Below are 23,660 nucleotides of genomic sequence, written 5' to 3' on the forward strand. Positions count from 1 at the left end.
CGTCCATTGTCACGAAAGTGTCATAATTGACAAAATGCGGCTTGGAAAGGCTGGGGAGGATGATGTTTTCAGGCCTTGCTGACGTTTATTGTGGACGCCGCAACACCCGGCATCGGCCTCCGTTCAACGCGTACTGGTTTTTTCGCCGCCGGATCACGCCGAAAGGTGCCCGCGCAACAGCGGCAGCAGTTGCTCACCCTGTCGCTTGATCTCGGCCAGGTAGGGCGTGTCAGAGAGGACGAAATGCGTGATGCCCAGATCGCGATATTTCCGCAGGGAACTGGCGACATCCTCGGCCGATCCGACCAGCCAGGTGGTGCCGGCACCGCCGCCGCCGAATTTGCCCGGAGCGGTATAGAGATTGTCGTCGAGCACATCGCCGCGCGCGGCGAGATCGAACAGCCGCTTCTGGCCCACCGCGATCGATTGCCGGTGATCGTTCCAGCCAACACCCTTGTTCTTCGCCATCTCGGCGACTTTCGCTTCGGCATCTATCCAGGCCTGTTCAGTCGTGTCGCGCACCAGCGTCGTAATGCGCAGTCCGAATTCCAGCGGCGGCAGGTCGCGATCGAGGTCTCTGCTTAGAGCCTTGAGCCGGCTGATCCGCTCGGCGATGTCGGCGAGTGGCTCGCCCCAGAAAAGCTGAACATCGGCCTCTGTGGCGGAAACGCGTTCAGCCGCATCCGAAGCGCCGCCGAAATAGAGCTTGGGATGCAGGCGTTTCCCGCGAGGCTCAATGCGCGGCGCGGCCGTGGATTCGCTGACGCGAAAGTGCTCTCCGTCATAGGTAACGTTCTGCTCTGTCCAGAGCTTGCGGGTGAGCCGCATGAATTCCTTGGTGCGGCCATAGCGATGGGCTTGATCGCCCTCGCTGTCGCCATAGGCGGCAAGATTGTCCTTGCCGGAAACGATGTTGACGCGCACGCGGCCGCCGCTCAGCTGATCCAGCGTGGCAGCGGCAGATGCGAAGTGCGCCGGTCGCCAGTAGCCGGGGCGGATTGCAATGAGCGGCTCGAAGGTGGTGGTGCGTGCGGCAAGCGCAGCCGCGACGGTGAAGGTGTCGGGCCGACCCCAGCCGGTGCCGATCAATGCACCTTTCCAGCCGTGATTCTCAAGTGCCCTGGCATGGCTGGTGAGCGCTTCCAGGCTGTTATGATTCTCGACGGCGGAATCGCCGCGATGGCCCGGTTTAACATCATTGGGGATGTACCAAAGAAATTCGCAATTGCTGCTCATGCCTGCGCCTGTAAGTCTTTCTGGATCGAATGACGGATTTCGTGGTGAAGAAGGCCGCGAGCGACATTGGCTCGCAGACCGTTGCGGCTAAAGCTTGCCCTTCCAGGGAACGAGGACGACCTCGATGATACGGACGGCGGTCGAGAAGGCGAATGCGCAGACCGCTATGATGCCGATGCCGACGAAGACGACGTCGGTGGCAAGGAACTGCGATGCCGACATGATCATGAAGCCGATGCCGCGGGTGGACGCAATGAGTTCGGCTGCAACCAAAGTTCCCCAGCCTATGCCGAAGGAAATCCGGATACCGGTCAGGATTTCCGGCAGGGCCGAAGGCAGGACGACCGTGAGGAAAAGCTGCAGCCGGTTCGCGCCGAGAGACCGGGCGGCGTTGACACGCTCGAGCGGCAGCGAACGAACACCTGCTTGGGCAGACAGGCAGATCGGCGCGAACATGGCGAGCACAAGGAGAGTAATCTTCGAGGTTTCGCCAATGCCAAGCCATATGATCATCAGCGGCAGGTAGGAGAGGGGAGGCAGCGGCCAATAGAATTCGATCGGAGTATCCAGAATGCCCTTTGCCCAGCGGTTGAGACCCATCAACAGACCGACGGGAATGCCGATCCCGATCGCGATGGCTGCTGCGACGACGATGCGAAACAGGCTCGCCAATATGTGCTCGGAAAGCGAAGCGCCGGCATAACCATCGCGGTAGACGACGCCGATCTGTGTCCAAACCTCGTCGGGGCGGGGCAGAAAGAGATGCGACACCAGGCCGAGCTTGGCGACCAGCCACCACAATGCGAGACAGACGATTGCAGTCGCGAAGCTGATGGCGATAGTCGGCTTTTCTCCGACGCCAAAACCGGGAATGCGAACCAGCTTCGGTTGGGCCTGCGTTTCGGAAACGACGATCGGTCTGGTTTCGATGATATCGCTCATGCCGCGCTCCTGATGCTGTCGGCGTTGTGGAGGATGGCGCGGATTTCTTCGCGAAGATTGCCGAATTCGGTGGAAGAAATGATTGTCTTTGTGTCGCCGCTTTCGGCAAAGCGATGCACGAAATCAAGCTCGAAGCGGGCAACGACACGCCCCGGCCTTGGAGACATGACCAGAACCTCGGTGCCGAGAAAAAGCGCCTCCTCGATCGAATGGGTGATGAAGAAGATGCGTTTGTCGGTTCTGGCCCAGATCGAGACCAGCAGTTCCTGCATCTGCTCGCGGGTCAGGCTGTCTAGAGCGCCGAATGGTTCGTCCATCAGCAGGATATCCGGATCGGTGGCGAGCGCCCGCGCAATGCCGACGCGCTGGCGCATGCCGCCCGACAACTCATAGGGCAGGGCATTGGCAAAGTCGGTCAGCCCGACAAGCCGCAAAAGCTCCGATGCGCGATCCCGGCGTTCCCGCTTGCCCAAACCGGCAAATTGCAGACCGAGGGCTACATTGTCGATGACGGATTTCCACGGTAGCAGCGAATCCTTCTGGAAGACGACGCCGCGATCGGCGCCAGGGCCGGAGACCGGCCTGCCGTCGAGCGTGATCTTTCCCTCCGAAAGTGGGAGGAAACCGGCGATCGCGTTGAGCAGTGTGGATTTGCCACAGCCGGATGCACCAAGCGCTACGACGATGCCGCGCTCCGGAATGTTGAAGGAAACGCGGTCGAGCGCGTGAACGGTTCTGCCGTCACGCGCCGCAAAGAAAACGCTGGCATGGTCGACTTGAAGCATAGAGCCCTCAAGAAATAAGACACCGACGCGACGAGCGCCGGTGTCGGGGGGATCAATTGCTGGCGTTGGCAAGCGCGTCAGCGGTGACAAATGCGCCGTAGTTCGGCAGCACTTCGGAGACCTTTCCCTGGCTCTTCAGGAAGGTCGCGGTGTCCTTCAAGATCTTGGCTGCCCCGGACTTGTCACCGCCGCCGAGCCAGTCGGCCGATGCCTGAACATCCGGGGTCAGGAGCGTAAGGTTCTTGAGTGCTGCGGCCTGTTGGTCAGCCGTGCCGCCGAGAAGCTTGGCGAGGGCCTTCGCATTGTCGCTCTCCGGTCCCCAGGCGGCCTTGTCGGTTGCGAATGAGGCGTAGTACTTGCTGATGACAGAGGCATAGGCCTTCAGGAATTTTGGGTTGTCGGTCGCGAATTTCGAGGTTGCGACCCAGGCGGAAAACGTCGGGGCACCCTTGTCGGCGACGTCCTTGGATGTCACCAGCACCTTGCCGTTCTTCTTCAGCTCGGTGAGCGCCGGGTCCCAGACGAAGCCGCCGTCGATATCGCCGCGATTGTAGCTGGCGACGATCTCCGGCTGCGGGACGGCGAAGACCTGCACGTCCTTTTCGCTCAGACCTAGAGACTTGATGAGGGCTAGCAGCTGATAATGATCCGTGGAAACTGGTGCTGCCGCAAGCTTCTTGCCCTTCAGATCGGCGAGTGTGTTGATGCCGGAGCCATTGCGCACCACGAGGGCTTCATCGACGCCCGAGATGGACGAGAGGTAGAACGCCTTCACTTCAAGTCCACGGGAGGCAGCTGCCGCAAACGGGCTGGAGCCGACATAGCCGATCTGGACGTCGCCGGATGCGATGGCCGCGAAAATCTCGGCTCCGGAATTGAATTTGCGGAAATCGATCTGGTAGCCCGTCTCCTTGGCGAATTCTCCGTTGGCGATTGCGACGGAGGAGGGCAGGGCATCGGTCTGATAGGCGACGACGACCTTCTTGTCGGCCGCGGCAGCGACCGTTACCACGGAGATACTGGCGAGGCCCATGGCAGCGGCAGCGATCAATGTCTTGAACTTCATGTGTGTCCCCTTGGCCGGATCGGACTTCTCCGGCGGTTCCCTGAGTGCGATAGGGTAAAGCCTAGCGAAGAAGGGGAGAGGATCGACAGAAATAACAAACTATTTTTATAGACTATAGTGGGAATTGTTTGTCTGAATCCGTGACAAGCGCAGCGACGGCGTATTTCTGCCGATCAACGCAATGCAGAGGTCCATCCGAACACGTGATCCGCAACGGCTGCTATATGTTCTGCGGATGTGAAACCGGATACGGCCTTTCGTGGCGTGAAATCATGGTCTCCATCTTCCAACCAGAGAAGTTCGATCATGTTGGAGAGTTGGAAAGTGGAGACTTCTTCGCGTGATCCGAATAGGTCGCGCGTTCCCTGACAGATGAGGGTAGGCGTCGTCATGCCTTGAAGATGCGCGGTTCGCTGATTCTCCGGTTTTCCTATCGGATGAAAAGGATAGCCAAGACAAAGCAGTCCGGAAATCCGCCCCGCATTGTGAAGATCGTCCGCGATCATGCTCGCCACGCGTCCGCCCATGGATTTCCCCGCGATGACGAGTGTCCCACTTGAACCGACTTCGTCGATCACGGCTTCGAATTCCTGATTGAGGAGCTCCGCTCGGGGTGGCGGAGACCGCTTCCCGGAAGAGCGCCGTGCCGACATGTAGTCGAACTCGAACCGGACAATTCGCAAGCCCTTGCGGACGAGTGCCGCAGACATGGTTTCCATCCATTTCGTATCCATTGCGCCGCCGGCCCCATGCGCGAGAACGATGGTGACCTTGGCGTCTTCGGGACCATTGATGAGAAATTGGTGCGGCATTCAGGATTCTCCAGGTTCGTAGCGTCGCAGTTGGACGTTGCGCCGCTGGCGCTTTGTTAGCAAAGCTCGGATTCGAAGGCGAGGAATCTCAGCCTTGAGGGGCGCTGCAAACTCCTGGATGTCCTTAGAGTAGACGTAACAACGTTAACTTGCCGAGTTTGCCGAACTCGAGTTAATTGGCTTGTCCGCCCCTGCGGCCAAGCAAGTTCAGCGCAGTCTGAAAGGTTTCGGCGGACGACCGCGCCGTATCCACGAGGTAAAGCTGTCGCTTAAAGCCTAGACTGGTGACATTTGTCACGGCCCCATCCACCACCCCTTGGACAACTGCCGATTTTTTCCGCATCCGGCGAAAGAAAAAGAAAGCTGTTTCTTAAATAACTTAAAATCTATGTTTTTTATAGACTATAGCGTTCCATGGTCGGCATTGAGCGCAAACATGGATGAAACGGCATGACTTACCTTCTTAGCCTTCTTGACAAGAGCCCGATCGAACAGGGGCTCAGCGCCACCGATGCGCTTGGGGCAACGACACGTCTGGCCATCAGGGCCGAAGAACTTGGCTATCATCGCTTCTGGGTCGCCGAGCACCACAACATGGCGAACCTCGCAAGTTCGGCGCCGGAAGTTCTGATCGCCTACCTTCTGGCGAGGACCACGAAGATCCGCCTCGGCTCGGGCGGCGTCATGTTGCAGCACTACAGCGCCTATAAGGTTGCTGAGGCCTTCAATCTCCTCGCCTCGCTGGCACCCGGCCGCGTGGATCTCGGCGTCGGCAAGGCGCCGGGCGGATTTCCGCTCTCCACCCGCGCGCTGCAGCTTGCCTTCGACCCCGAAAAGAAGCCTGATTTCGCAGAGCAGCTTTCCGACATCAACACCTATCTTGCGGCGGATCCTCATTCCGAAGGCGCGCTGGCCACACCATTTCCGCCGCGCTCGCCGGAGCGCTTTCTCCTTGGTGCCAGTGTCGAAAGCGCGAGGCTTGCAGCGGAGAAGGGCTGGAGGCTGGTCTTTGCCGGGCATCTGAATGGCGATCCGGAAAATCTGCGCAATACGTTTGAAGCCTACGGAAGTGCAACGGGCGGCAAGGTGCCGATCCTGGCGCTGGCAGCCTTCGCCGCCGAGAGTGAGACGCTTGCTCGCGAGCGTGTCGGCCAGCTCCGCATCGTCAAGCTCTTCCTGCCCAACGGCCAGAGCGTCAATGTCGGCACGCAGGAGCAGGCTGCAGAGTTTGCGCGTCAGGCCGGTTTCTCGGATTTCCGGACCGAAGAGAAGGTGCCGGGCGTGCTGCATGGCACGGCGGCGCAGATCCGAGGCGAACTCGATGCGCTACACCGCCGCTACGGCATCGAGGAATTCGTACTCGACACGCCGGCGCTGACCGCAGCCGAACGGCTCAACTCCGTAGAATTGCTCGCCAAAGAGCGCCTTTCCCTTGTTGCCTGAACGGCCTGTCCCAGGAGGATCATCATGGCTCAAAAACACGTCACCTTCGGTATCATGCTGCAAGGCCCGGGCGGCCACATGAATGCCTGGAAGCATCCGAGCGTTCCGGCCGATGCCAGCACCAATCTGAACTTCTTCGTCAAGACGGCCCGCAAGGCCGAGGAGGCCGGCGTTGCCTTCGCCTTCGTCGCGGACGGACTTTACATCAACGAACAGTCGATCCCGCATTTCCTCAATCGCTTTGAGCCGCTGACCATTCTGTCCGCGCTTGCCGCCTTCACGACGAAACTCGGTCTGGTGGGTACGGTTTCGACCTCCTATAGCGATCCTTTCACCATCGCACGGCAGTTTGCCTCACTCGATCTCATCAGCGGCGGCCGCGCCGGCTGGAACGCGGTAACGTCGCCGCTCGAGGGTTCCGGTCGCAACTACAGTCGCGAGCATCCGGAACATGAGTTGCGCTATGAGATCGCTGACGAATATCTCGATGCCATCAAGGGTCTGTGGGACTCCTGGGACGACGATGCCTTTGTTCGGGATCGCGAGACCGGCGTGTATGCCGACAAATCCAAGCTGCATCGTTTGAACCATAAGGGCCGGTTCTTCCGGATCGAAGGTCCGCTCAATATCGGCCGCTCGAAGCAGGGTCAGCCGGTGGTGTTCCAGGCCGGTGCTTCCGATTCCGGCATCCGGCTCGCCGGCAAGCACGCCGATGCTGTCTTCACCAATGGCGGACCGCTCGAAGATGCCAAGGTCTTCTACAAGCAGGTCAAGCAGTCCGCGATCGCGCATGGCCGCAGTGCCGCCGATGTCGGCATATTTCCAGGCATCGGCCCGATCGTTGGCGCGACGCAGGAGGAGGCGGAAGCCAAGTATCGGGCAATCCGCAATCTCGTCACCATCGAGGAAGCGCTCGCCTATCTCGGCCGCTTCTTCGATCACCACGACTTCAGCGCCTATCCGCTGGACGAGCCGTTTCCCGATCTCGGAGATATCGGCCGCAACAATTTCCGCGCCACGACCGATCGGATCAAGAAGACCGCGCGCGAGAAGGGGCTCACCTTGCGCGAAGTGGCGCTCGATGCGGCCACACCGACAACCTCCTTCATCGGCACTGCCGAGCACATTGCCGGCGAGATCATCCGCTGGGTGGATGAAGAGGGAGCGGATGGCTTCATCCTCGGCTTCCCGGTCATCGGTGAAGGCTTCGACGATTTCTCCAGGCATGTCCTGCCGATCCTGACCGAGCGCGGCTATTTCGATCCGACGCTGAAAGGCGAGACGCTGCGCGATCACCTCGGACTGCCATATCGCGAAAGCCGTTATGCGGCGGAGGCCGCGGACATCGAACCCGCAAAGGCCGTGGGCGCTTGAGCCAGGACAATCATCATGAACGCCATCATCAAGACCGCTTCGATCACCGATCCGATCGAGACAGGAATCGCCCTCTATCTTGATGAGATCATCGCCTTGCGGCATGACCTGCATCAATATCCCGAACTTGCCTTTCAGGAGCATCGTACCGCCAAGAAGGTGGCCTCGCTGCTTGCGGAATGGGGCTACGAAGTCGCGACAGGCATCGCCGGCACCGGCGTGGTCGCGACGCTGAGGCGGGGCAATGGCAACCGCAGCATCGGTATTCGCGCCGACATGGATGCCTTGCCGATCGAAGAGGCGACCGGGCTTGAGTATGCGAGCGCCAATCCCGGCGTCATGCATGCCTGCGGTCACGACGGGCATACGTCGATCCTGCTCGCCGCTGCCCGCTATCTCGCCGAAAGCGGCAATTTCAGCGGCATTCTGCGGTTGATATTCCAGCCAGCCGAGGAGATTGGCGCGGGTGCGCGCAAGATGCTGTCGGAGGGGCTCTTCGATCGTTTTCCGGTCGATGCGGTCTTCGGCCTGCACAATTGGCCTGGTGTGCCGACGGCACAGTTCGGCTTCGTTGCCGGCCCGGCGATGGCCTCCGTCGACAAGGCGGTCATCACGATCGTCGGAAAAGGCGGGCATGGTGCCGAGCCGCACCGTTCGGTCGATCCGGTGCTGGCTTCGGCTTCGTTCATCACGGCCCTGCAGAGCGTCGTCTCGCGCAATATCGATCCTCAGGAGATGGCGGTCGCGACTGTGGGATCCATTCATGCCGGTTCGGCTTCGAACGTCATCCCGGAAAGCGTGGAGATGAAGCTGACCATGCGGGCCTACAATGAGACCGTCCGTGCCAGATTGCAGGAACGAATACCCGCGCTAGCGCGCGCACAGGCGGAAAGCTTCGGTGCCGCGGCCGAAGTCGATTACCGTCTCGGTTTTCCCGCACTCGTCAATCATGCCGAAGAAACCGAATTCGCTCGCAATGTCGCCTTGCAGGCGCTTGGGACATCTGCCGTCGAGGCGGATTTTCGGCCGCGTACGGCGAGCGAAGACTTTGCCTTTCTGCTGCAGGCCAAGCCCGGGAGCTATCTCTTCGTCGGCAACGGCGACACCGCGCCGCTGCACAGTGCCCGCTACGATTTCAACGACGCCATCATCGCGCCGGCAGCTCGCTACTGGGTACGGCTCGCCGAAGCTTTCCTCGCGAATGACAACGGGTGATGAACCACATGAGCGACACGTTTCTTTATACGACCACCCTGGACCCGCGCGCCAAGCCGCTGATTGACGAACTGATCCATGAATATGACAGCCGTTACGGCAACTACTTCAGTGCCGAAGGGGCAGCGGCTGAACTCAATCGCTATCCGCCGGAGGCTTTCGCGCCGCCGCATGGCAACTTCCTGCTGCTGTTGCGTAATGGCGAGGCGATCGGCGGCGGCGCGTTCAAGCATTACGACGATCGGACCGCCGAGTTCAAACGCATCTGGACACGGCATGATCTGCGCCGTCAGGGACTGGCGCGCACAGTGCTGGTGGAACTGGAGGCACAGGCGGTGCGGCAAGGCTATCGACGCATCTATCTGACGACCGGTTTTCGGCAGCCCGAGGCGGTCGGTCTTTATCTCAACAATGGTTACACGGCGCTCTTCGATACCTCGCTCGATCCGGAGGTCCACAAGATCCTGCCTTTCGAGAAGGATGTCAGCCATCTGGCCTTGCCCGATATCGCTGACGCCCGAGGCTCCGGGCAACGTCTGGCCGCCGCCGGCAGGTAATGGCGAGCCGGATCAACAACAATCATAAGGGGTAAGTATCATGGCGCTAACGACGGATTTTGCGGGTGCCGATCGAGGCACGGCAACTATCGAGACCAAGACTGATTATTCGCGCTACCGCATCGTGCCGGCGAGGCACCCCGGACGCACGACCGGCACGATCTTTGCCGCGCTCGTCATAGCGGTCGTCCTCTATTCCACTTTCACCAATCCGCGCTGGGGCTGGGGTGTCTTTGCCGAATGGTTCTTTGCCGAGCCGGTTTTGGTGGGGCTTGGCAGGACGTTGCTTCTGACGGCGCTTGCGGCTGTGTCAGGCTCCATCCTCGGAACCGCCCTGGCATTGGCGCGCGTATCGAAGTCGCCGCTGCTTGCAAGTCTCTCCTGGGGCTATATCTGGCTGCTGCGTTCGATCCCGATGATCGTACTGCTGTTGGTTCTCAACAATCTCGGCTATCTCTATGAAACCATTAGCATCGGTGTCCCGTTCACCGATAAGGTGCTCTTCAATTATCCGACGACGCAGCTGCTGACGCCGTTTGCGGCCGCCTTCCTCGGTCTGACATTGAACCAGTCTGCCTTCTTCGCCGAAATCGTTCGCGGCGGCATTCTGTCTGTCGATCAGGGCCAGTTGGAAGCGGCTGCATCCCTCGGCCTGTCTCGCCGCCGTCAGGCCTTCCGCATCGTTCTGCCGCAGGCGATGCGCTCCATTCTTCCCACGGGCTTCAACGAGATCATCGGTCTCGCCAAGAGCACGTCCATGGTCTACGTACTCGCCCTGCCAGAGCTCTTCTATACGGTGCAGGTCATCTATCGCCGCAATCTGGAAGTCATTCCGCTGCTGATGGTGGCGACGGTCTGGTATCTCGTCATTATGACGGTGCTATCGATCGCGCAGCACTATATCGAGCGTTATTTCTCCAGGGGCGCGCTACGCAATCCGACACCGTTGCCGTTCCAGGCATTCTTCAAACGCTTCCAGCGGCCGCTGCCTGCCGTCACGGCAGATACCAGGTCGGAAACCGGGGCACTCGCCACCCTTCGGAGCGTCACAGATCTTCGTGCCAAGGGCGGTGCCGTGCGCATCCATGGTATATCGAAGAGCTTTGGTGCGCTGAAGGTTCTCGACGATATCGAGCTCAACCTGCCGGCCGGCAGCGTCACGGCTATCATCGGACCGTCGGGCTCGGGGAAATCGACACTGCTGCGCGCCATCAATCATCTGGAGCGCGTCGACAGCGGCTTTATCTCCGTCGATGGCGATCTCGTCGGCTACACGCAGAAGGGCGAGGTGCTCTATGAGCTTAAGGAAAAGGACATTCTGAAGCGCCGAACCGACATCGGCATGGTCTTTCAGAACTTCAACTTGTTCCCGCATCTTACTGTTTTGGAAAACATTATCGAGGCGCCAATACAGGTGCGCGGGCTAGGCCGGGACGAAGCCATCGCTTTTGCCAGGGAGTTGCTCGCTCGCGTCGGCCTCAGCGACAAGATCGATGCCTACCCACGCCAACTTTCCGGTGGCCAGCAGCAGCGCGTTGCCATCGCTCGCGCCTTGGCGCTACGGCCGAAGGTCCTGCTTTTTGACGAGCCGACCTCGGCGCTCGATCCGGAACTCGTCGGCGAAGTCCTCGATGTGATCAAGGAACTGGCGCGAACCGGCACGACCCTTGTGATCGTCACCCACGAAATCGGTTTTGCCCGCGAGGTGGCCGATACCGTCGTCTTCATGGAAGGCGGACATATTCTCGAGACTGGCTCGCCAACCCAGATCTTCAACGATGCGAGGCACCCGCGCACCCGTGCCTTCCTCGCCAAGGTTCTCTAGCAGTCGCAGGCAGGATCTGGACGTTCTGACGTAGCAAGCGTTCGGATACTGATAACAATAAAAGCAACCTATAATTGAAACGGAGAAGGGAAATGACATTCATTGAGAGAGCAAAGTATGTCGTTGCCGGCGTTCTGACGGCGGTAGCGATGAGTTGGACGCCGACGAGTGCGGCCGAGAAGTTCAACCTCAGTCCGGATACATCCAATCGCGTCAGGGCGCAAAAGGATGAGGCGGCGGTCAAGGCGATTGCGCCGGGTTTCAAGTTCGTCAATCCCGGCAAGTTCACCGTCGCGATCAGCCCTTGGGACCCGCCGATCGCCACCTATGCGACCGATGCCAAGACGGTCGTGGGTGGCGATCCGGACATCGCGCAGTTGCTCGCCGATTCCCTGGGCCTTCAGCTGGACCTGGTGCCGGTTGCCTGGGAAGACTGGCCGCTCGGCGTCTCCTCCGGCAAATATGATGCGGTCATTTCCAATGTAACCGTCACCGAAGAGCGCAAGGAGAAGTTCGATTTCTCCACCTATCGCAAGGATGTGCTCGGCTTCTATGTGAAGGCCGATAGCAAGATCACCTCGATCAAGGAGCCGAAGGATGTAGCGGGTCTCAAGGTGATCACAGGCGCCGGCACCAACCAGGAAAAGATCATTCTCGAATGGGATCGTCAGAATGTGGCGGCTGGCCTGAAGCCCATCGAAGTGCAATATTACGATGATCGCGCCGCCGCCGATCTCGCGCTGCAGTCCGGCCGCGCCGATGTCGAATTCAATCCGAACGCGACGCAGGCCTATAATGCCTCCATCAACGGCACCCGAAAGCTCGTTGGCATCGTCTCCGGTGGCTGGCCGCTGACGGCCGAAATCGCCGTGACGACGAAGAAGGGCGCTGGCCTTGCCGATGCTGTCACTCTCGCACTCAACGATCTGATCAAGAACGGCAAATATGGCGAGGTGCTGAAGCACTGGAGCCTGACTGCCGAAGGGATCGATCAATCCAAGACCAACCCTGCGGGCCTGCCGAAGAGCGGCTCGTAATGTTGGTCGAGCGGACCGGCGCCGGTGGGGCCCGCGTCGGTCCGCTCCCCGTCTTATCCATGGAGTTACCTGTTCGTGTTCATCCTTCCGACTTTCAAAACCATATTGGCCGCGGTCACAACGATTTCCCTGATCGGACTTGGCGCCGCGAAGGCGGCCGACGACTTCGATCTCAGCCCTGAACAGCCGGGCCGCATTCATGCAGCGAAGAACGATGCTGCGATCGCCGCTATCCCCAAGGATTTCAAGTTCGTCACTCCGGGCACCTTCACCGTCGCGGTCGCACCTGGTGGACCTCCGCTTGCGACCTATGCGACGGACGCGAAGACCGTCGTTGGCGCCGATCCCGATTATGCCAATGCCGTTGCCGATGCGCTTGGCCTGAAGCTTGAGCTCGTGCCCGTCGCCTGGATCGATTGGCCGCTGGGGCTGACCTCCGGCAAATACGACGCCGTCATTTCCAACGTCGGCGTTACCGAGCAGCGCAAGGAGAAGTTCGATTTCTCCACCTATCGGCAGGGCCTGCACGGTTTCTTCGTCAAGAAAGACAGCAAGATCGTGTCGATCAAAGAGCCGAAGGATGCAGCCGGTCTGCGCATCATCGTTGGCGCCGGCACCAATCAGGAGCGTATCCTGCTCAAATGGAGCGATGAGGATGTCAAAGCCGGTCTGAAGCCGATCGAGCTGCAATATTATGACGACGACGCGGCGAGCCTTCTGGCTCTCCAGTCGGATCGGGCCGATGTCATCGTGCAGCCACACGCCCAGCTCGTCTACATCGCGGCACGCGATAAGAACATCAAGCGCGTGGGAACGCTGAGCGCCGGCTGGCCGGATCGATCGGATGTCGCGATCACCACGCGTAAGGGCAGCGGCCTTGCCGCGGCGCTAACGCTTGCGACGAATGGGCTGATCAAGGACGGTACCTACGCCAAGATCCTCGACCACTGGCATCTTGCCGAAGAAGCCTTGCCGAAGTCGGAAACCAATCCGCAGGGCCTGCCGAAATTTTGAGGAGACAGCCGAATGAGCCGCCAAGCCCTATCTATCAGCCATATCGGCTTTCTGACGCCGGGAAACTATCCGGATGAGGATCCGCTCGCCGGTCTCGAACAGACCCTGCAATTGCTCGAATACGGGGAAGGGAGGGGCTTCAACAGCGCCTGGGTACGCCAGCGGCATTTGGAACCCGGCATTTCCTCGGCAAGCGCCTTTCTCGCCGCGGCGACGCAGCGAACGCGCCACATCGAGCTCGGCACCGCCGTCATACCCATCGGCTACGAAAGCCCGTATCGGCTTGCCGAGGATCTGGCGACCGTGGATGTGCTTTCGCGCGGACGATTGAATATCGGTCTGAGCGCCGGCCGGCCGCTGCATGCGGATCTGATCGGGCCGCTCGCCTTCGATGGCGATTGGGAGAACCACGATTTTTCCCATCAGAGGGTGCTGCGCTTCACGGATAATCTGAAGGGCACCTATGTCGGCAATCAGGATACGCTCATCAAGACGCCGTTCGGCCCGCAGCGCCCGCGCCTCCAGCCCTATGCCAAAGGCTTGATCGATCGCATCTGGTATGGTGGTGGCTCGCTGCGTTCGGCCGAATGGGCCGGTCGAAACGGTTTCAACCTGCTCATCGGCAATGTCACGACCGGCGAGCAGACGGATGATTTCTTTGTCGCGCAGTCGCGCCAACTGGAAACCTACCGTGCTTCGGGCGGCGATACGAGGCGGGTGGCGCTTGGCCGGGTCATCGTACCCTTCGACAGCGCCGATGCGATCACCCGCAAGCGTTATACCGACTATGCCGCCGGCCGCTATGAGCGCACGCTTTCGCCTCAAGGCGAACGGCGAACCCTTTTCGCCCGCGATATTGTCGGCTCGTCGGATGAAATCCTCGAACGTCTGCGCAAGGATCCGATCCTGCCCTATGTCAGTGAATTCCGGCTGGAGCTGCCCTATGAGTTTCATGACGAGGAATATCGACAGATCATCCACGACTTCGTGACATCGATCGCTCCGGAGCTTGGCTGGAAAGAAATCAGGCCTCTGCAGCGGTCCGCATCGTGAAGCGGCCATAGCCAAGAGACCGAGCAGGCTGCAATCTGCCCGGTCTGTATCACGTCGCGCTAGGAGATATTCTAGCCGAACTGCGCGGCCGTGGCTTTGCCGCCTTTGAGAATCCGCTCCGCAAGGCGAAGCGCGTCTTCATGCGTTGCGACGAGATCCATTCTCGTGCCGAACGCCTTCGTTGCAAGCGCCATCTGCACGTGCATGGCTGCCCGCTTGATAGGGTTGGCTTCGACCCCGATCACTGCCCGGCAAATTGCCGCAAGCGCAGTTTTGTTCTTCTTCAGCCATATGCCGCGAGCCCTGCGATCCTCATGATTCTCAGCTGCCTGATCGCCGTCCATGATGACGACGAAGGGCATGGAAATGGCGAGCATGGCGTCCATTTCCCTTTCCCATTGTGCGGAATAGCCTGGTCGCACGGACCCGGCCGACTGGCGCACGATCGGCCACAGGGAGACATCGTGAAAGGTGAAGGTGGTTGCATCGATTGTCATGCTGTTGTCCTCAAGCGATTTTGTCTGTCACTGCTGCGAACAGCATCGCGGCGCCGCGTTCCGATGTATCGATGGCGCGGGCTGCCCGTTCGCGCATGTCGGCCTCGTAATCCAGCAAGGCCGTACAGGCCGTTTTTGACTCCTTGTCGGATTTGGCCAGGATCTGCGTCAGCATGCGTGCGTCCTCTAGCGCGGTATTGGCGCCAAGCCCGCCGGCAGGGCTCATCGCGTGAATAGCATCCCCGAGGAGCGTCACCGCACCGAATGGCCAGAGAGCGTCCGGGCGACCGCTTCTGACGGGGAGTGCCGCCACAGCTGTCGACTTGCTGTGGCTGATGATCTGCTTCAGTTCCGGATGCCAGCCGCGCATTGCCGTCCTCAGCAATACAGGTAGATCCTGCGTGTGATCGTAGGTCTCCAATCCCAGTTTTTGACGGGGGCCGATCAGCGCCCAATAGAGATAGTCCGTCACCGGCGTCAGCCTGCAATCCAGAGCAACACTGGCGGCAAGGTTCGGAAAGTCGTCGCGGAAGCGCATGAGATCGAAGATCGCCGTGCACCCATCGGCAAAGACCACCGTCGTTCCATTCCCAAGTAGGTCAGCGGCATCGTTCAGCGGCATTTCGCTCTTGCCGTAGACGCATATAGAACCTGTATCCGCCGGCTCGGCATATGGAGCCAGCTGGCGGCGCACCTGCGAGTTCACGCCGTCGGCGCCGACCAGCAGATTGCAGGAAACCGGGGGGCCACCTTCGAACTGCACCTCGACGCGACCGTCGTCCATGCAGCGATAGTGGGTGAAGGCATGTCCGAAATGAACGTGCTCCTCGATCCCCGACAGCAGGATTTCGCGAAGGGTCAGGCGATTGACGCTCAGATCGCCGTCGTCGTCATCCTCGCCGGTATCCCAGTTCGTCGGCGCGCGCCCCGTGACGGGCAGAAGCTGAGGGGTCAGGAAGCATGCGGATCGAGGGCTCACCGAGGCGGTCGCCCGAAAGAGCTCAAACAGAGCCGGCGGCAGGCAGGCTCCCAACGCCTGTTGTCCATTTGCGTCAAAGCGGATGCCGGCGCGCTTCAATCCCTGTGCGAGGCACAAGCCGCCGAGGCCTGAGCCGATGATGACGACACGAAAGTCCTGCATGGGTCTTCTATTCCATTCACTGGTCGATTTCGATCTTACGAGAGAAAGATAGCCCAGCGCCGCCAGAGCATGATAACGACATTCGGACTATAAATATTGCAAAACGGCCAAACGAAAATGGACATGGAAGATATCGGCGAACGTGCTGACGGGCCGCCGCTCATTGCCTTTTGGGGATCGGATGAACCCGGTAGCGCCTTCCGCCTGGGAACCCAGGAATATGATTGGCACGCGCATATGCGCGGGCAGCTTTTCTGCATTGAGAGCGGGCTCGTCCGCGTCGATACGCCGGATGGTTCCTGGCTCCTGCCGCCGCAGCGTGCGGGCTGGATTCCGCCTGGTGTCATGCACAAGGCGGGGATCAACGGCGTGCTGAGCGGCTGGGGCATCCTTCTAACGCCCGGTGCCAGCGCCGGTTTGCCGACGACGCCTTGCGTTCTCAGCGTCAGCGATGTCCTGCGGGCGCTCGTGCGTCGGGCGACGACATGGCATTGGGAGGAAAAGCTGTCAGCGCAGCAGCGTCGCCTTGCCGCCGTTCTGCTGGATGAGGTTCGGGCCGCGCCTCGCGAAAGCCTGCATCTGCCTATGCCGACGGATCGGCGCGTTCTGCGCATCACGGAAGCCGTGCTGCAGGACCCCGCCAGCGAGGAGACCTTTCAGTCACTGGCGCAGCAGGCGGGCATATCCGAACGCTCGGCCAGGCGGCTCTTCCATGCAGAAACGGGCATGTCCTTCGCAAATTGGCGGCAGCAGGCTCGCTTGTTGCTGGCACTGGAGCATCTGAGCGCGGGAATACCGATCGCTGAGGTGGCGGACAGCTTGGGCTATGCGAGCGCGAGCAGCTTCATCGCCATGTTCCGGAAAGCATTTGGCCTATCGCCGCGCCGTTACCTGTCCGTCCGGAAATCTTGATCTCCTCGTAATTTCGGAAATGACGAGAGGGGGCGCCGACCTGTTCATCGGCGTCCGAAGATAGTTCAGACTGCGACCCGGCGTGGCTTCAAGGCGAGCAGGCGCAGCGCATTCATGGTGACCAGCACCGTGGCGCCGGTATCGGCGAGGATTGCCGGCCAGAGCCCGGTGATGCCGACAATCGTGGTGATGAGGAACACACCCTTCAGGCCGAGCGCGATGGTGATGTTCTGGCCGATATTGCTCATCGTCCGCTTGGAAAGGTCGATCATCTCGATGACATCGCCGACGCGGCCATGCAGCACGGCGGCATCCGCCGTTTCCAGAGCAACGTCGGTTCCGCCGCCCATGGCGATCCCGACATCGGCTGCTGCAAGCGCGGGTGCATCGTTGATGCCGTCGCCGACCTTGGCGACGCGCAAGCCTTGCCGCTTCAGGTCGCCAACGATCCGCTGCTTGTCCTCGGGCAGTAGTTGCGCCTTGACCTCGATACCGAGTGTCTTGCCGATCGCCTGTGCCGTGCGCTGATTGTCGCCGGTCAGCATGATCGTCTTGATGCCCGCATCGGCAAGCGCCTTGAGGCCGGCGGCGGTATCGGCACGCGGCTCGTCGCGCATGGCGAGCAGGCCGGCAGCGCTGCCCTTTGCAACGACGACGGAAACGGTCTTGCCTTCATCATTGAGCTTCGCGATCTGTACCGACTGTTCCGAGGTCAGCGATATCCTGTCGGCCACGGCCTGCGGCGAGCCCAGAAACACTTCGACACCATCGACCGTGCCGCTCACGCCCTTGCCGCCAATTGCTTTCGCATCGATGACTTGAGGAATATCCGTTCCGGCTGCGGCTGCGCGATCAAGGACCGCGCGGGCGAGCGGATGGCTGGAACCGGTTTCGAGTGCGGCTGCCAGTCGCAACACTTCCGTATCGCTCATGCCGAGACCGACGATATCGGTGACCTTGGGCTTGCCTTCGGTCAGAGTGCCGGTCTTGTCGAAGGCAACGGCGGTGACTTTGCCGATGTTTTCGAGCACGGCGCCACCCTTCAACAGCAGACCACGCCGCGCGCCGGACGAGAGCGAGGCCGCAATCGCCGCCGGCGTCGAAATGACGAGGGCGCAGGGGCAGCCGATCAGCAGGATCGCCAAGCCCTTATAGACCCACTCGCTCCAGGCCCCGCCCAGGAACAGCGGGGGAAGGATGGCGACCAGCGCGCCGACAACGACGACGCCGGGCGTGTAATAGCGGGAGAAGCGATCGATGAAACGCTCGGTTGGAGCCTTCGATTCCTGCGCCTCCTCGACAAGCTTGACGACGCGGGCGATGGTGTTGTCGGAGGCTGCCGCGGTCACGCGGACGCGCAGCGCCGCATCGCTGTTGACGGTGCCGGCAAAGACGGCGGCATCCGCACCCTTGCGAACGGGGGTGCTTTCGCCTGTCACCGGCGCCTCGTCGATGGCGCTTTCGCCTGAGAGGATCACGCCGTCGGCCGGAATGCGGTCGCCGGGGCGAACCAGGATAATGGCACCGACGGCAAGGCTTTCGGCCTGCACTTCGCGGGTCTTGCCATTCTCCTCAAGGAGAGCGGTCTTGGGCACCAGATCCGTAAGGGATTGAATGCTGGCGCGGGCCTTGCCGGCCGCAACGCCTTCGAGCAGCTCGCCGATCAGGAACAGGAAGACGACGGCCGCGGCTTCTTCGCTGGCGCCGATGATGACAGCGCCGATGGCCGCGATCGTCATCAGCATTTCGATCGAAAACGGTGTTCCGACCCTTGCGGCCATGAAGGCGCGCCGGGCGATCGGCACCAAGCCGACAAGCATGGCAGCGGTAAAGATCCAGACGTCCAGTGCGGGAACCAGCTTGCCGATCCCCCAGGCAGCGGCAAGTGCCAAGCCGCTGGCGATCGTCAGGCGGCCCTTGGCCGATTTCCACCATGGTCCTGTGCTCGGTCCGTGGTCGTGACCGTGAAGGCCGGCAACCGCCGCTTCTCGCTCTTCGGTGGTGTGGTTATGCCCGGCATGGTCGTGCCGATGGCCAGCGGCGCCGTGATCGTGGTCGCCATGATCATGGTCATGGTGGTGATCGTGGCTGTGTCCCGCATGATCATGCCCATCGGATTCGTGCTTGTGATGATCGTGCCCGCAGCCGCAGGCATGGTCATTCTCTTCTACCTTTGGCGTGGAGACGTTGCTCTGCGGCAGCGGGAAAACTTTGTAACCCAGCCCCGTGACCCGCTTCGCGATGTTGGGCAGAAGATCGGGATCTCTCTGATGCTTGACCGTCATCGTGCCCGCAGTGACCGAGACGGAAACATCCTCGACACCTTGCAGGCGGCGAACGGCTGTATCGATTTTCGCGGCGCACGAAGCGCAGTCCATGCCCTCTACGCGATAGCGGCTCTGTTGTGTTGTCGAAGTCATGTTTCGGTTCCAGATTTTCTCTTGGAACCACTGCTACATCCTCTAGTAACTAGAGGGACAAGAGCAATTTTGCGAATTTTGTGTGATCATTCGCAGAAAGCGGCAATCGATCTAGCCGTGCTCCCGCCCCAGTTCCCTGCACCGGTTGTTACGCCATGGCGCAGGCAGGTCTATAGTTTCAGCAAAACTTTTCCAGCCTTGCCGGGCGCCAGCGAGGATTTCACCGCTTCTGCGATCTCCGTGATGTCATAGGCTGCTTCCACCGGCAGTTTGACTTCGCCGGATGCGACGCGCGTGATCAATTCGCTGATCAGCCGCCGGCGCTCTTCCGCCGGCATGGCGGCGCTGACCTTGATGCCCCAGAAGCCCTTGATCGTTAGCTGCTTGAAGATGACAGCCCTTGAGGCGATCTGCATCGGCTTGCCCGCCGCAGTGCCGAAGGAAACCAAGAGGCCGTTTTCACCTAGAAGGTCGGCCAGGTCGTTGCTTGCAACACCGCCGACGGAGTCTACGGCAGCGCGGATCGGTGCATCGCCGACCATGGCACGTACCTTCGCCTTCCAATCTGAAGCGGCAGTCGAAACGGCGTTGCCGATGCCGAATGCGGACAGCTCGTCAATGCCGCCATCGCGCCGAACGAGGTTGATCATGTGTATGCCGCGGCTATGGGCCAGCATGGCCAGCGTCTTTCCGACCGCGCCATTCGCAGCGTTCTGGATGATCCAGTCGCCGGGCTCGACATGGAGGGACTCGAGAAGCGAAATGGCGCTGAACGGCATGGCGATCAGCTGTGCTGCGGCTTCGTCGGAAATCACGTCGGGCACCGGAACCAGGCTTGCTGCCGGCGCTGTGAATTGCTCGGCCCAGGTGCCATGGACGCCGGCCGCAACGACCCGCTTGCCGATGAGCGTCTTGTCGACACCGGCTCCGACGGCGTCGACGAAACCGACCGCTTCGCTACCGCCGATGGCGGGCAAAATCGGCTTGTAGCCATAAGCGCCGCGCACGGTCCAAAGATCGTGATTGTGGATGGGGGAGAGAATAGTGCGAATGCGCACGTCTCCGGCGGCAGGCTCCGGCAGCGGCATGTCGGCCAGATAAAGGACCGCAGCCGGATCGCCGAAGACATCGTGGATGGCACTGCGCATTGTATTTTCCTTGCGTGTTGACATGCTGGTCCTGCTTTGGATCAAAGGCTGCCGGGTGCCGAAAGGGCTTGTTCGGTGGCAAGCATGGCCTGGTCGAGCGGTGTCTTGTCTTTTCCAAGCTTGGCGAGGATCGCTGCCCCGAGCCAGAGGCTATAGAGCGAGCGAGCCGTCTTTTCCGGGATGCAGGACGGTGAAATCGAACCGTCCTCGCGCCCCTCGGTGATTATTTTGGTGAGGCGGCGAATGAGATCCTCGACGCCGCCGAGCAGGATCACGCGCATATTGTCCGAAAGATCGGAGATCTCGGCGGCAAGCTTTACGACCAGGCATCGGTCGGCAAGGCTGGCCGTGTTACCATCTGAAAGCCAGGCATCCCAATAGTGCATCAGGCGTTGGCGGCCATTGCCCTTCCACCCGAAGAGTGCGTCGAGTCTCTCCGCATAGTCAGAACAATATTGCTTCAGCAGGGCGCAGCCGAAGGCTTCCTTGGACGCGAAATAATAATAGAACGAGCCTTTCGGCACGGCGCTCTGCTCGAGCAGCTCTTTCAGGCCCACGCCTCCGAAACCCTTGCGCAGCACCAGTTCTCGCCCGATTGCGAGAATATGGCTCCGAGTCAGCTCTGATTTCTTCTTCGTCATCATGAGCGGTCCGTAACAAATATTCGACCGGTCGTCTATAAACCCGATGTTGTTCGCCGTCAGATCAATGCGAGAGCGGCAAGCGAGAGGATCAGAGCCGGGAACATCACGAGAGCGCCGATCCTCAGGAAAGCCAATGCTCCCATGTGGAGCCCTTCGCGACGAAGAGCGGCGAGCCAGAGGATGGTGGCGAGCGAGCCGGTGACCGACAGGTTGGGGCCGAGATCGACGCCGATCAGCACCGCGCCGGCAATGGAATCAGGAACATGGGCCGCCTGTACCGCGCTGCCGGCGAAAAGACCGGCCGGCAGGTTGTTGACGAGGTTGGAGACGACCGCGACTGAAAGCCCGGCAGCGCCGACCGCCTGTGTCTGGGACTGCGCGGCCAGCAACGCCAGCTTTTCGGACAGAAGGGCGGTGAGGCCGGTGTGATTGACCGCCTCGACGATCACGAAAAGGCCCGCAACCAGGGGTATTACGCTCCAGCTGATACCACGAACCGTATCCAATGGATTTTGCCGGGTAAGGGCGAGAACGATGATGGTCGTGAGGAGGCCCGCGACGAATGTCGGGATGCCGAGGTCGAAATTCATGGCGGATGCGCCGATTAGGATGAGAGCGGTGACCACCAGCCCCCATCCCGCCAGCCGAGCACTGCGGGAGAGGTGCGGCTGCTCGACATTGCGGGCGATCGTGTCTTCCCCCAGCGCACGTCTTTGCGTCCAGTAGAGGCAGGCGAAGGTAACGATGATCGAGACGATGGACGGCAGCAGGAAGGTCTGCATCCAGCGCGACAGGGGTGGCATCTCACCGCCGGCGAAGATGACCAGATTAGCCGGATTGGAGATCGGCAGTACGAAGCTCGCGGCATTGGCGATGAAGGCGCAGACCAATAGGTAGGGCATGGGGTCTCTCACCCGCGCCGCGCGGCAGGCTGCGTAGACGGCAGGCGTGAGCACGACGGCGGTTGCGTCATTCGACAGAAATACCGTTACGACCACGCCGACGACGTAAACGAGCACGAAAAGCCGGCGAGGGGAGCCCCTGGCATGCGAGGTTGCGATCGCCGCCACCCAGTCGAAGAGCCCTTCGCGCCGCGCGAGCTCCGACAGCAGCATCATGCCGATCAGGAAGAGATAGACATCGAAACCTTTGGATATGCCCGCCCATACCTCGGCTGGGCCGATGAGCCGGAGGGCGACGAGAAGTGCTGCGCCGAGAACCGCCCAGATCGCTTCCGGCCACCGGAATGGGCGCGTGACGACACCGAGGGCGGTCAGGCCGGCGATGCTCCAGGTGATGGCGGATTCGGTCATTCAACTCGTCTTGGATTTGAGGTCGGAGCGGGTATGTAGCATCACTGCGGGGCAGCGCAAACCGGGCTGACCTATATCTCGACAGAATCCTGCACGATGTGACGAAGCGCTATGCCTTCTTCGCCGTGTCGGCGCTCCTTGCCGTATCGTCGTGCGTTTTGTCGGCTCGCTCGACGAGGACGGAACATTCTGCGTGGCGTATGACATATTCGACAGTCGAACCGAATATGCGATCGATAATATCGGACGTATGCGTTGCAAGAACGATGAGATCGGCCTTCTTCTCCTTGGCGACGGTCAGCAGCGTCTTCGATGCCGTGCCCATGCGCACGTCGACGGAGGCGGTGATGCCGAGACGTCTGCACAGAGCATCGAGCTTTTCCTCGGCTTCCGTGATTACTGAAACGGCCCAATCATCCGGGCTTTCGCGCCCGGAAGGGAAACGCTCGATAACGTGCGCGACCGTCAATTCGCCGCCTGAGGATAAAAGTGCGTGAGACGTTCGCAGCAGGCGTTCGGCGCGCTCGCGTGAGCCCAACCCAATTGCGCAAATGATCTTGTCATACATTGCATTCTCCCAAAACGCCTCGGCCCGAAGCAGTTCTTCGGCGTCACTTGCAATCTCTCCGGTTAAACTTGCCCGGACAAGCAAACGAATACCCAACACATCGACAATGATGGCATCCGTCAAGTCTCGCGGTCGGCACTGGCTCATTCGATCGGGTGATTCGCCAGTCTGGCGTGAATTTTACCGCAATAAAGGTCAAATGGTCGCGGTTTTCATGCCCGATCAGACAGCGAGCGACGCCGGATTTGCGCTCCCCAGGGAGGCGTCGGAATCAGGGGAAATTGCTGCAGTGCAAACGGCTTAGCCGTCAGATGATGCTATGTCGCTATCGCAACAACATAGAAATATCATGGGCTTCTGCGTCAATCTGACATGGCTGCGGCGGTGCCCTGCGACATCCTGCGCGCTTTTGCGCAGTGCACAAACTGCCTTAGAACCATGTCGCGAACAACTTGCCATGGGATCAACCCATCGGCGAGACGGGCACTGCTATTCTTGTCGCTGACAAGAAGCAGAAAGCCAGTCATATTGGGGCTCCGATATCGTCGATTGCGGCAAGTGCGTTCTGGGTTCGACGAAAGGTCGATGGTCTGCCATGCAGGTCATTCGATCTTTATTGGTCGGCGGACCCTCCTTGATGACACTGACTTGGAAAGGA

At 60.5% G+C, this 23,660-nt stretch carries 22 protein-coding genes; 9 read left to right on the top strand and 13 right to left on the bottom strand.

What is annotated here, in order from left to right; all coding sequences use genetic code 11:
• Positions 1–153: 153 nt before the first annotated feature.
• The 5 genes from GA0061100_RS18335 to GA0061100_RS18355 all read right to left on the bottom strand — a co-directional run bounded on the left by GA0061100_RS18335 (position 154) and on the right by GA0061100_RS18355 (position 4,841).
• Positions 154–1,236 (bottom strand): LLM class flavin-dependent oxidoreductase, encoded by a 1,083-nt coding sequence (locus GA0061100_RS18335; RefSeq protein ID WP_075854142.1) that lies wholly within the window; start codon positions 1,234–1,236, stop codon positions 154–156.
• Positions 1,237–1,323: 87 nt separating this feature from the next.
• Positions 1,324–2,178, bottom strand: a complete 855-nt coding sequence (locus GA0061100_RS18340) for an ABC transporter permease subunit (protein WP_075854143.1) — start codon at positions 2,176–2,178, stop codon at positions 1,324–1,326.
• Positions 2,175–2,963, bottom strand: a complete 789-nt coding sequence (locus GA0061100_RS18345) for a taurine ABC transporter ATP-binding protein (protein ID WP_075854144.1) — start codon at positions 2,961–2,963, stop codon at positions 2,175–2,177. Before GA0061100_RS18345 ends, GA0061100_RS18340 begins: the two co-directional genes overlap by 4 nt.
• A 52-nt stretch (positions 2,964–3,015) precedes the next feature.
• Positions 3,016–4,029 carry a taurine ABC transporter substrate-binding protein gene (gene tauA, locus GA0061100_RS18350; RefSeq protein ID WP_075854145.1) on the bottom strand — a complete coding sequence of 338 codons (1,014 nt, stop codon included), beginning with the start codon at positions 4,027–4,029 and terminating at the stop codon, positions 3,016–3,018.
• A gap of 173 nt (positions 4,030–4,202) precedes the next feature.
• A complete protein-coding gene (locus tag GA0061100_RS18355; RefSeq protein WP_075854146.1) occupies positions 4,203–4,841 on the bottom strand; it encodes an alpha/beta family hydrolase in 639 nt (212 codons plus the stop codon).
• Between the two features lie 450 nt (positions 4,842–5,291).
• Here GA0061100_RS18355 and GA0061100_RS18360 point away from each other — a divergent pair, with 450 nt between their 5' ends.
• From GA0061100_RS18360 to GA0061100_RS18395, 8 genes are all read left to right on the top strand, one after another.
• Positions 5,292–6,284, top strand: coding sequence for an MsnO8 family LLM class oxidoreductase (locus tag GA0061100_RS18360; protein ID WP_075854147.1), 993 nt, complete (start codon positions 5,292–5,294; stop codon positions 6,282–6,284).
• A gap of 24 nt (positions 6,285–6,308) precedes the next feature.
• Complete coding sequence (locus GA0061100_RS18365) at positions 6,309–7,658, top strand: LLM class flavin-dependent oxidoreductase (protein ID WP_075854148.1); 1,350 nt, start codon at positions 6,309–6,311, stop codon at positions 7,656–7,658.
• Between the two features lie 15 nt (positions 7,659–7,673).
• Positions 7,674–8,873 carry a M20 aminoacylase family protein gene (locus tag GA0061100_RS18370; protein WP_075854149.1) on the top strand — a complete coding sequence of 400 codons (1,200 nt, stop codon included), beginning with the start codon at positions 7,674–7,676 and terminating at the stop codon, positions 8,871–8,873.
• 8 nt (positions 8,874–8,881) lie between these two features.
• Entirely contained in the window at positions 8,882–9,430 is a 549-nt protein-coding gene (locus GA0061100_RS18375; protein WP_075854150.1) for a GNAT family N-acetyltransferase, read from the top strand.
• 40 nt (positions 9,431–9,470) lie between these two features.
• Complete coding sequence (locus GA0061100_RS35405) at positions 9,471–11,255, top strand: amino acid ABC transporter permease/ATP-binding protein (RefSeq protein WP_075854151.1); 1,785 nt, start codon at positions 9,471–9,473, stop codon at positions 11,253–11,255.
• A 92-nt stretch (positions 11,256–11,347) separates the two neighbouring features.
• Entirely contained in the window at positions 11,348–12,292 is a 945-nt protein-coding gene (locus tag GA0061100_RS18385) for an ABC transporter substrate-binding protein (RefSeq protein WP_075854152.1), read from the top strand.
• Positions 12,293–12,373: 81 nt separating this feature from the next.
• Entirely contained in the window at positions 12,374–13,306 is a 933-nt protein-coding gene (locus tag GA0061100_RS18390; protein WP_244557885.1) for an ABC transporter substrate-binding protein, read from the top strand.
• Between the two features lie 12 nt (positions 13,307–13,318).
• On the top strand, positions 13,319–14,359 hold the full coding sequence (locus GA0061100_RS18395) for an LLM class flavin-dependent oxidoreductase (protein WP_075854154.1): 1,041 nt from the start codon (positions 13,319–13,321) through the stop codon (positions 14,357–14,359).
• Positions 14,360–14,430: 71 nt separating this feature from the next.
• On the opposite strand, the gene GA0061100_RS18400 is transcribed toward GA0061100_RS18395, so the two are convergent.
• Positions 14,431–14,856, bottom strand: a complete 426-nt coding sequence (locus GA0061100_RS18400) for a hypothetical protein (RefSeq protein WP_075854155.1) — start codon at positions 14,854–14,856, stop codon at positions 14,431–14,433.
• A 10-nt stretch (positions 14,857–14,866) separates the two neighbouring features.
• Positions 14,867–15,997, bottom strand: coding sequence for an FAD-dependent oxidoreductase (locus GA0061100_RS18405; protein WP_075854156.1), 1,131 nt, complete (start codon positions 15,995–15,997; stop codon positions 14,867–14,869).
• Positions 15,998–16,120: 123 nt separating this feature from the next.
• On the opposite strand from GA0061100_RS18405, the gene GA0061100_RS18410 reads away from it, so the two are divergent.
• Entirely contained in the window at positions 16,121–16,909 is a 789-nt protein-coding gene (locus tag GA0061100_RS18410; RefSeq protein ID WP_244557875.1) for an AraC family transcriptional regulator, read from the top strand.
• Between the two features lie 65 nt (positions 16,910–16,974).
• On the opposite strand, the gene GA0061100_RS18415 is transcribed toward GA0061100_RS18410, so the two are convergent.
• The 6 genes from GA0061100_RS18415 to GA0061100_RS34705 form a co-directional block, all read right to left on the bottom strand.
• On the bottom strand, positions 16,975–19,329 hold the full coding sequence (locus GA0061100_RS18415; RefSeq protein WP_075854158.1) for a heavy metal translocating P-type ATPase: 2,355 nt from the start codon (positions 19,327–19,329) through the stop codon (positions 16,975–16,977).
• Positions 19,330–19,499: 170 nt separating this feature from the next.
• Positions 19,500–20,477, bottom strand: coding sequence for a zinc-binding dehydrogenase (locus GA0061100_RS18420; RefSeq protein ID WP_075854159.1), 978 nt, complete (start codon positions 20,475–20,477; stop codon positions 19,500–19,502).
• A 41-nt stretch (positions 20,478–20,518) separates the two neighbouring features.
• A complete protein-coding gene (locus GA0061100_RS18425) occupies positions 20,519–21,121 on the bottom strand; it encodes a TetR/AcrR family transcriptional regulator (RefSeq protein ID WP_075854160.1) in 603 nt (200 codons plus the stop codon).
• A 56-nt stretch (positions 21,122–21,177) separates the two neighbouring features.
• Positions 21,178–22,434 (bottom strand): arsenic transporter, encoded by a 1,257-nt coding sequence (locus tag GA0061100_RS18430; RefSeq protein ID WP_075854161.1) that lies wholly within the window; start codon positions 22,432–22,434, stop codon positions 21,178–21,180.
• Positions 22,435–22,543: 109 nt separating this feature from the next.
• The gene (locus GA0061100_RS18435; RefSeq protein WP_075854162.1) at positions 22,544–23,002 is read right to left on the bottom strand and encodes a universal stress protein; all 459 of its coding nucleotides are present in this window, start codon (positions 23,000–23,002) and stop codon (positions 22,544–22,546) included.
• A gap of 362 nt (positions 23,003–23,364) precedes the next feature.
• Positions 23,365–23,529: a hypothetical protein gene (locus tag GA0061100_RS34705; protein WP_159444795.1), complete on the bottom strand. Its 165-nt coding sequence runs from the start codon at positions 23,527–23,529 to the stop codon at positions 23,365–23,367.
• Positions 23,530–23,660: the final 131 nt, after the last annotated feature.

This window comes from Martinezella hainanensis, from assembly GCF_900094555.1.
In the GTDB taxonomy this organism is placed as follows: Bacteria; Pseudomonadota; Alphaproteobacteria; order Rhizobiales; family Rhizobiaceae; genus Rhizobium; species Rhizobium hainanense.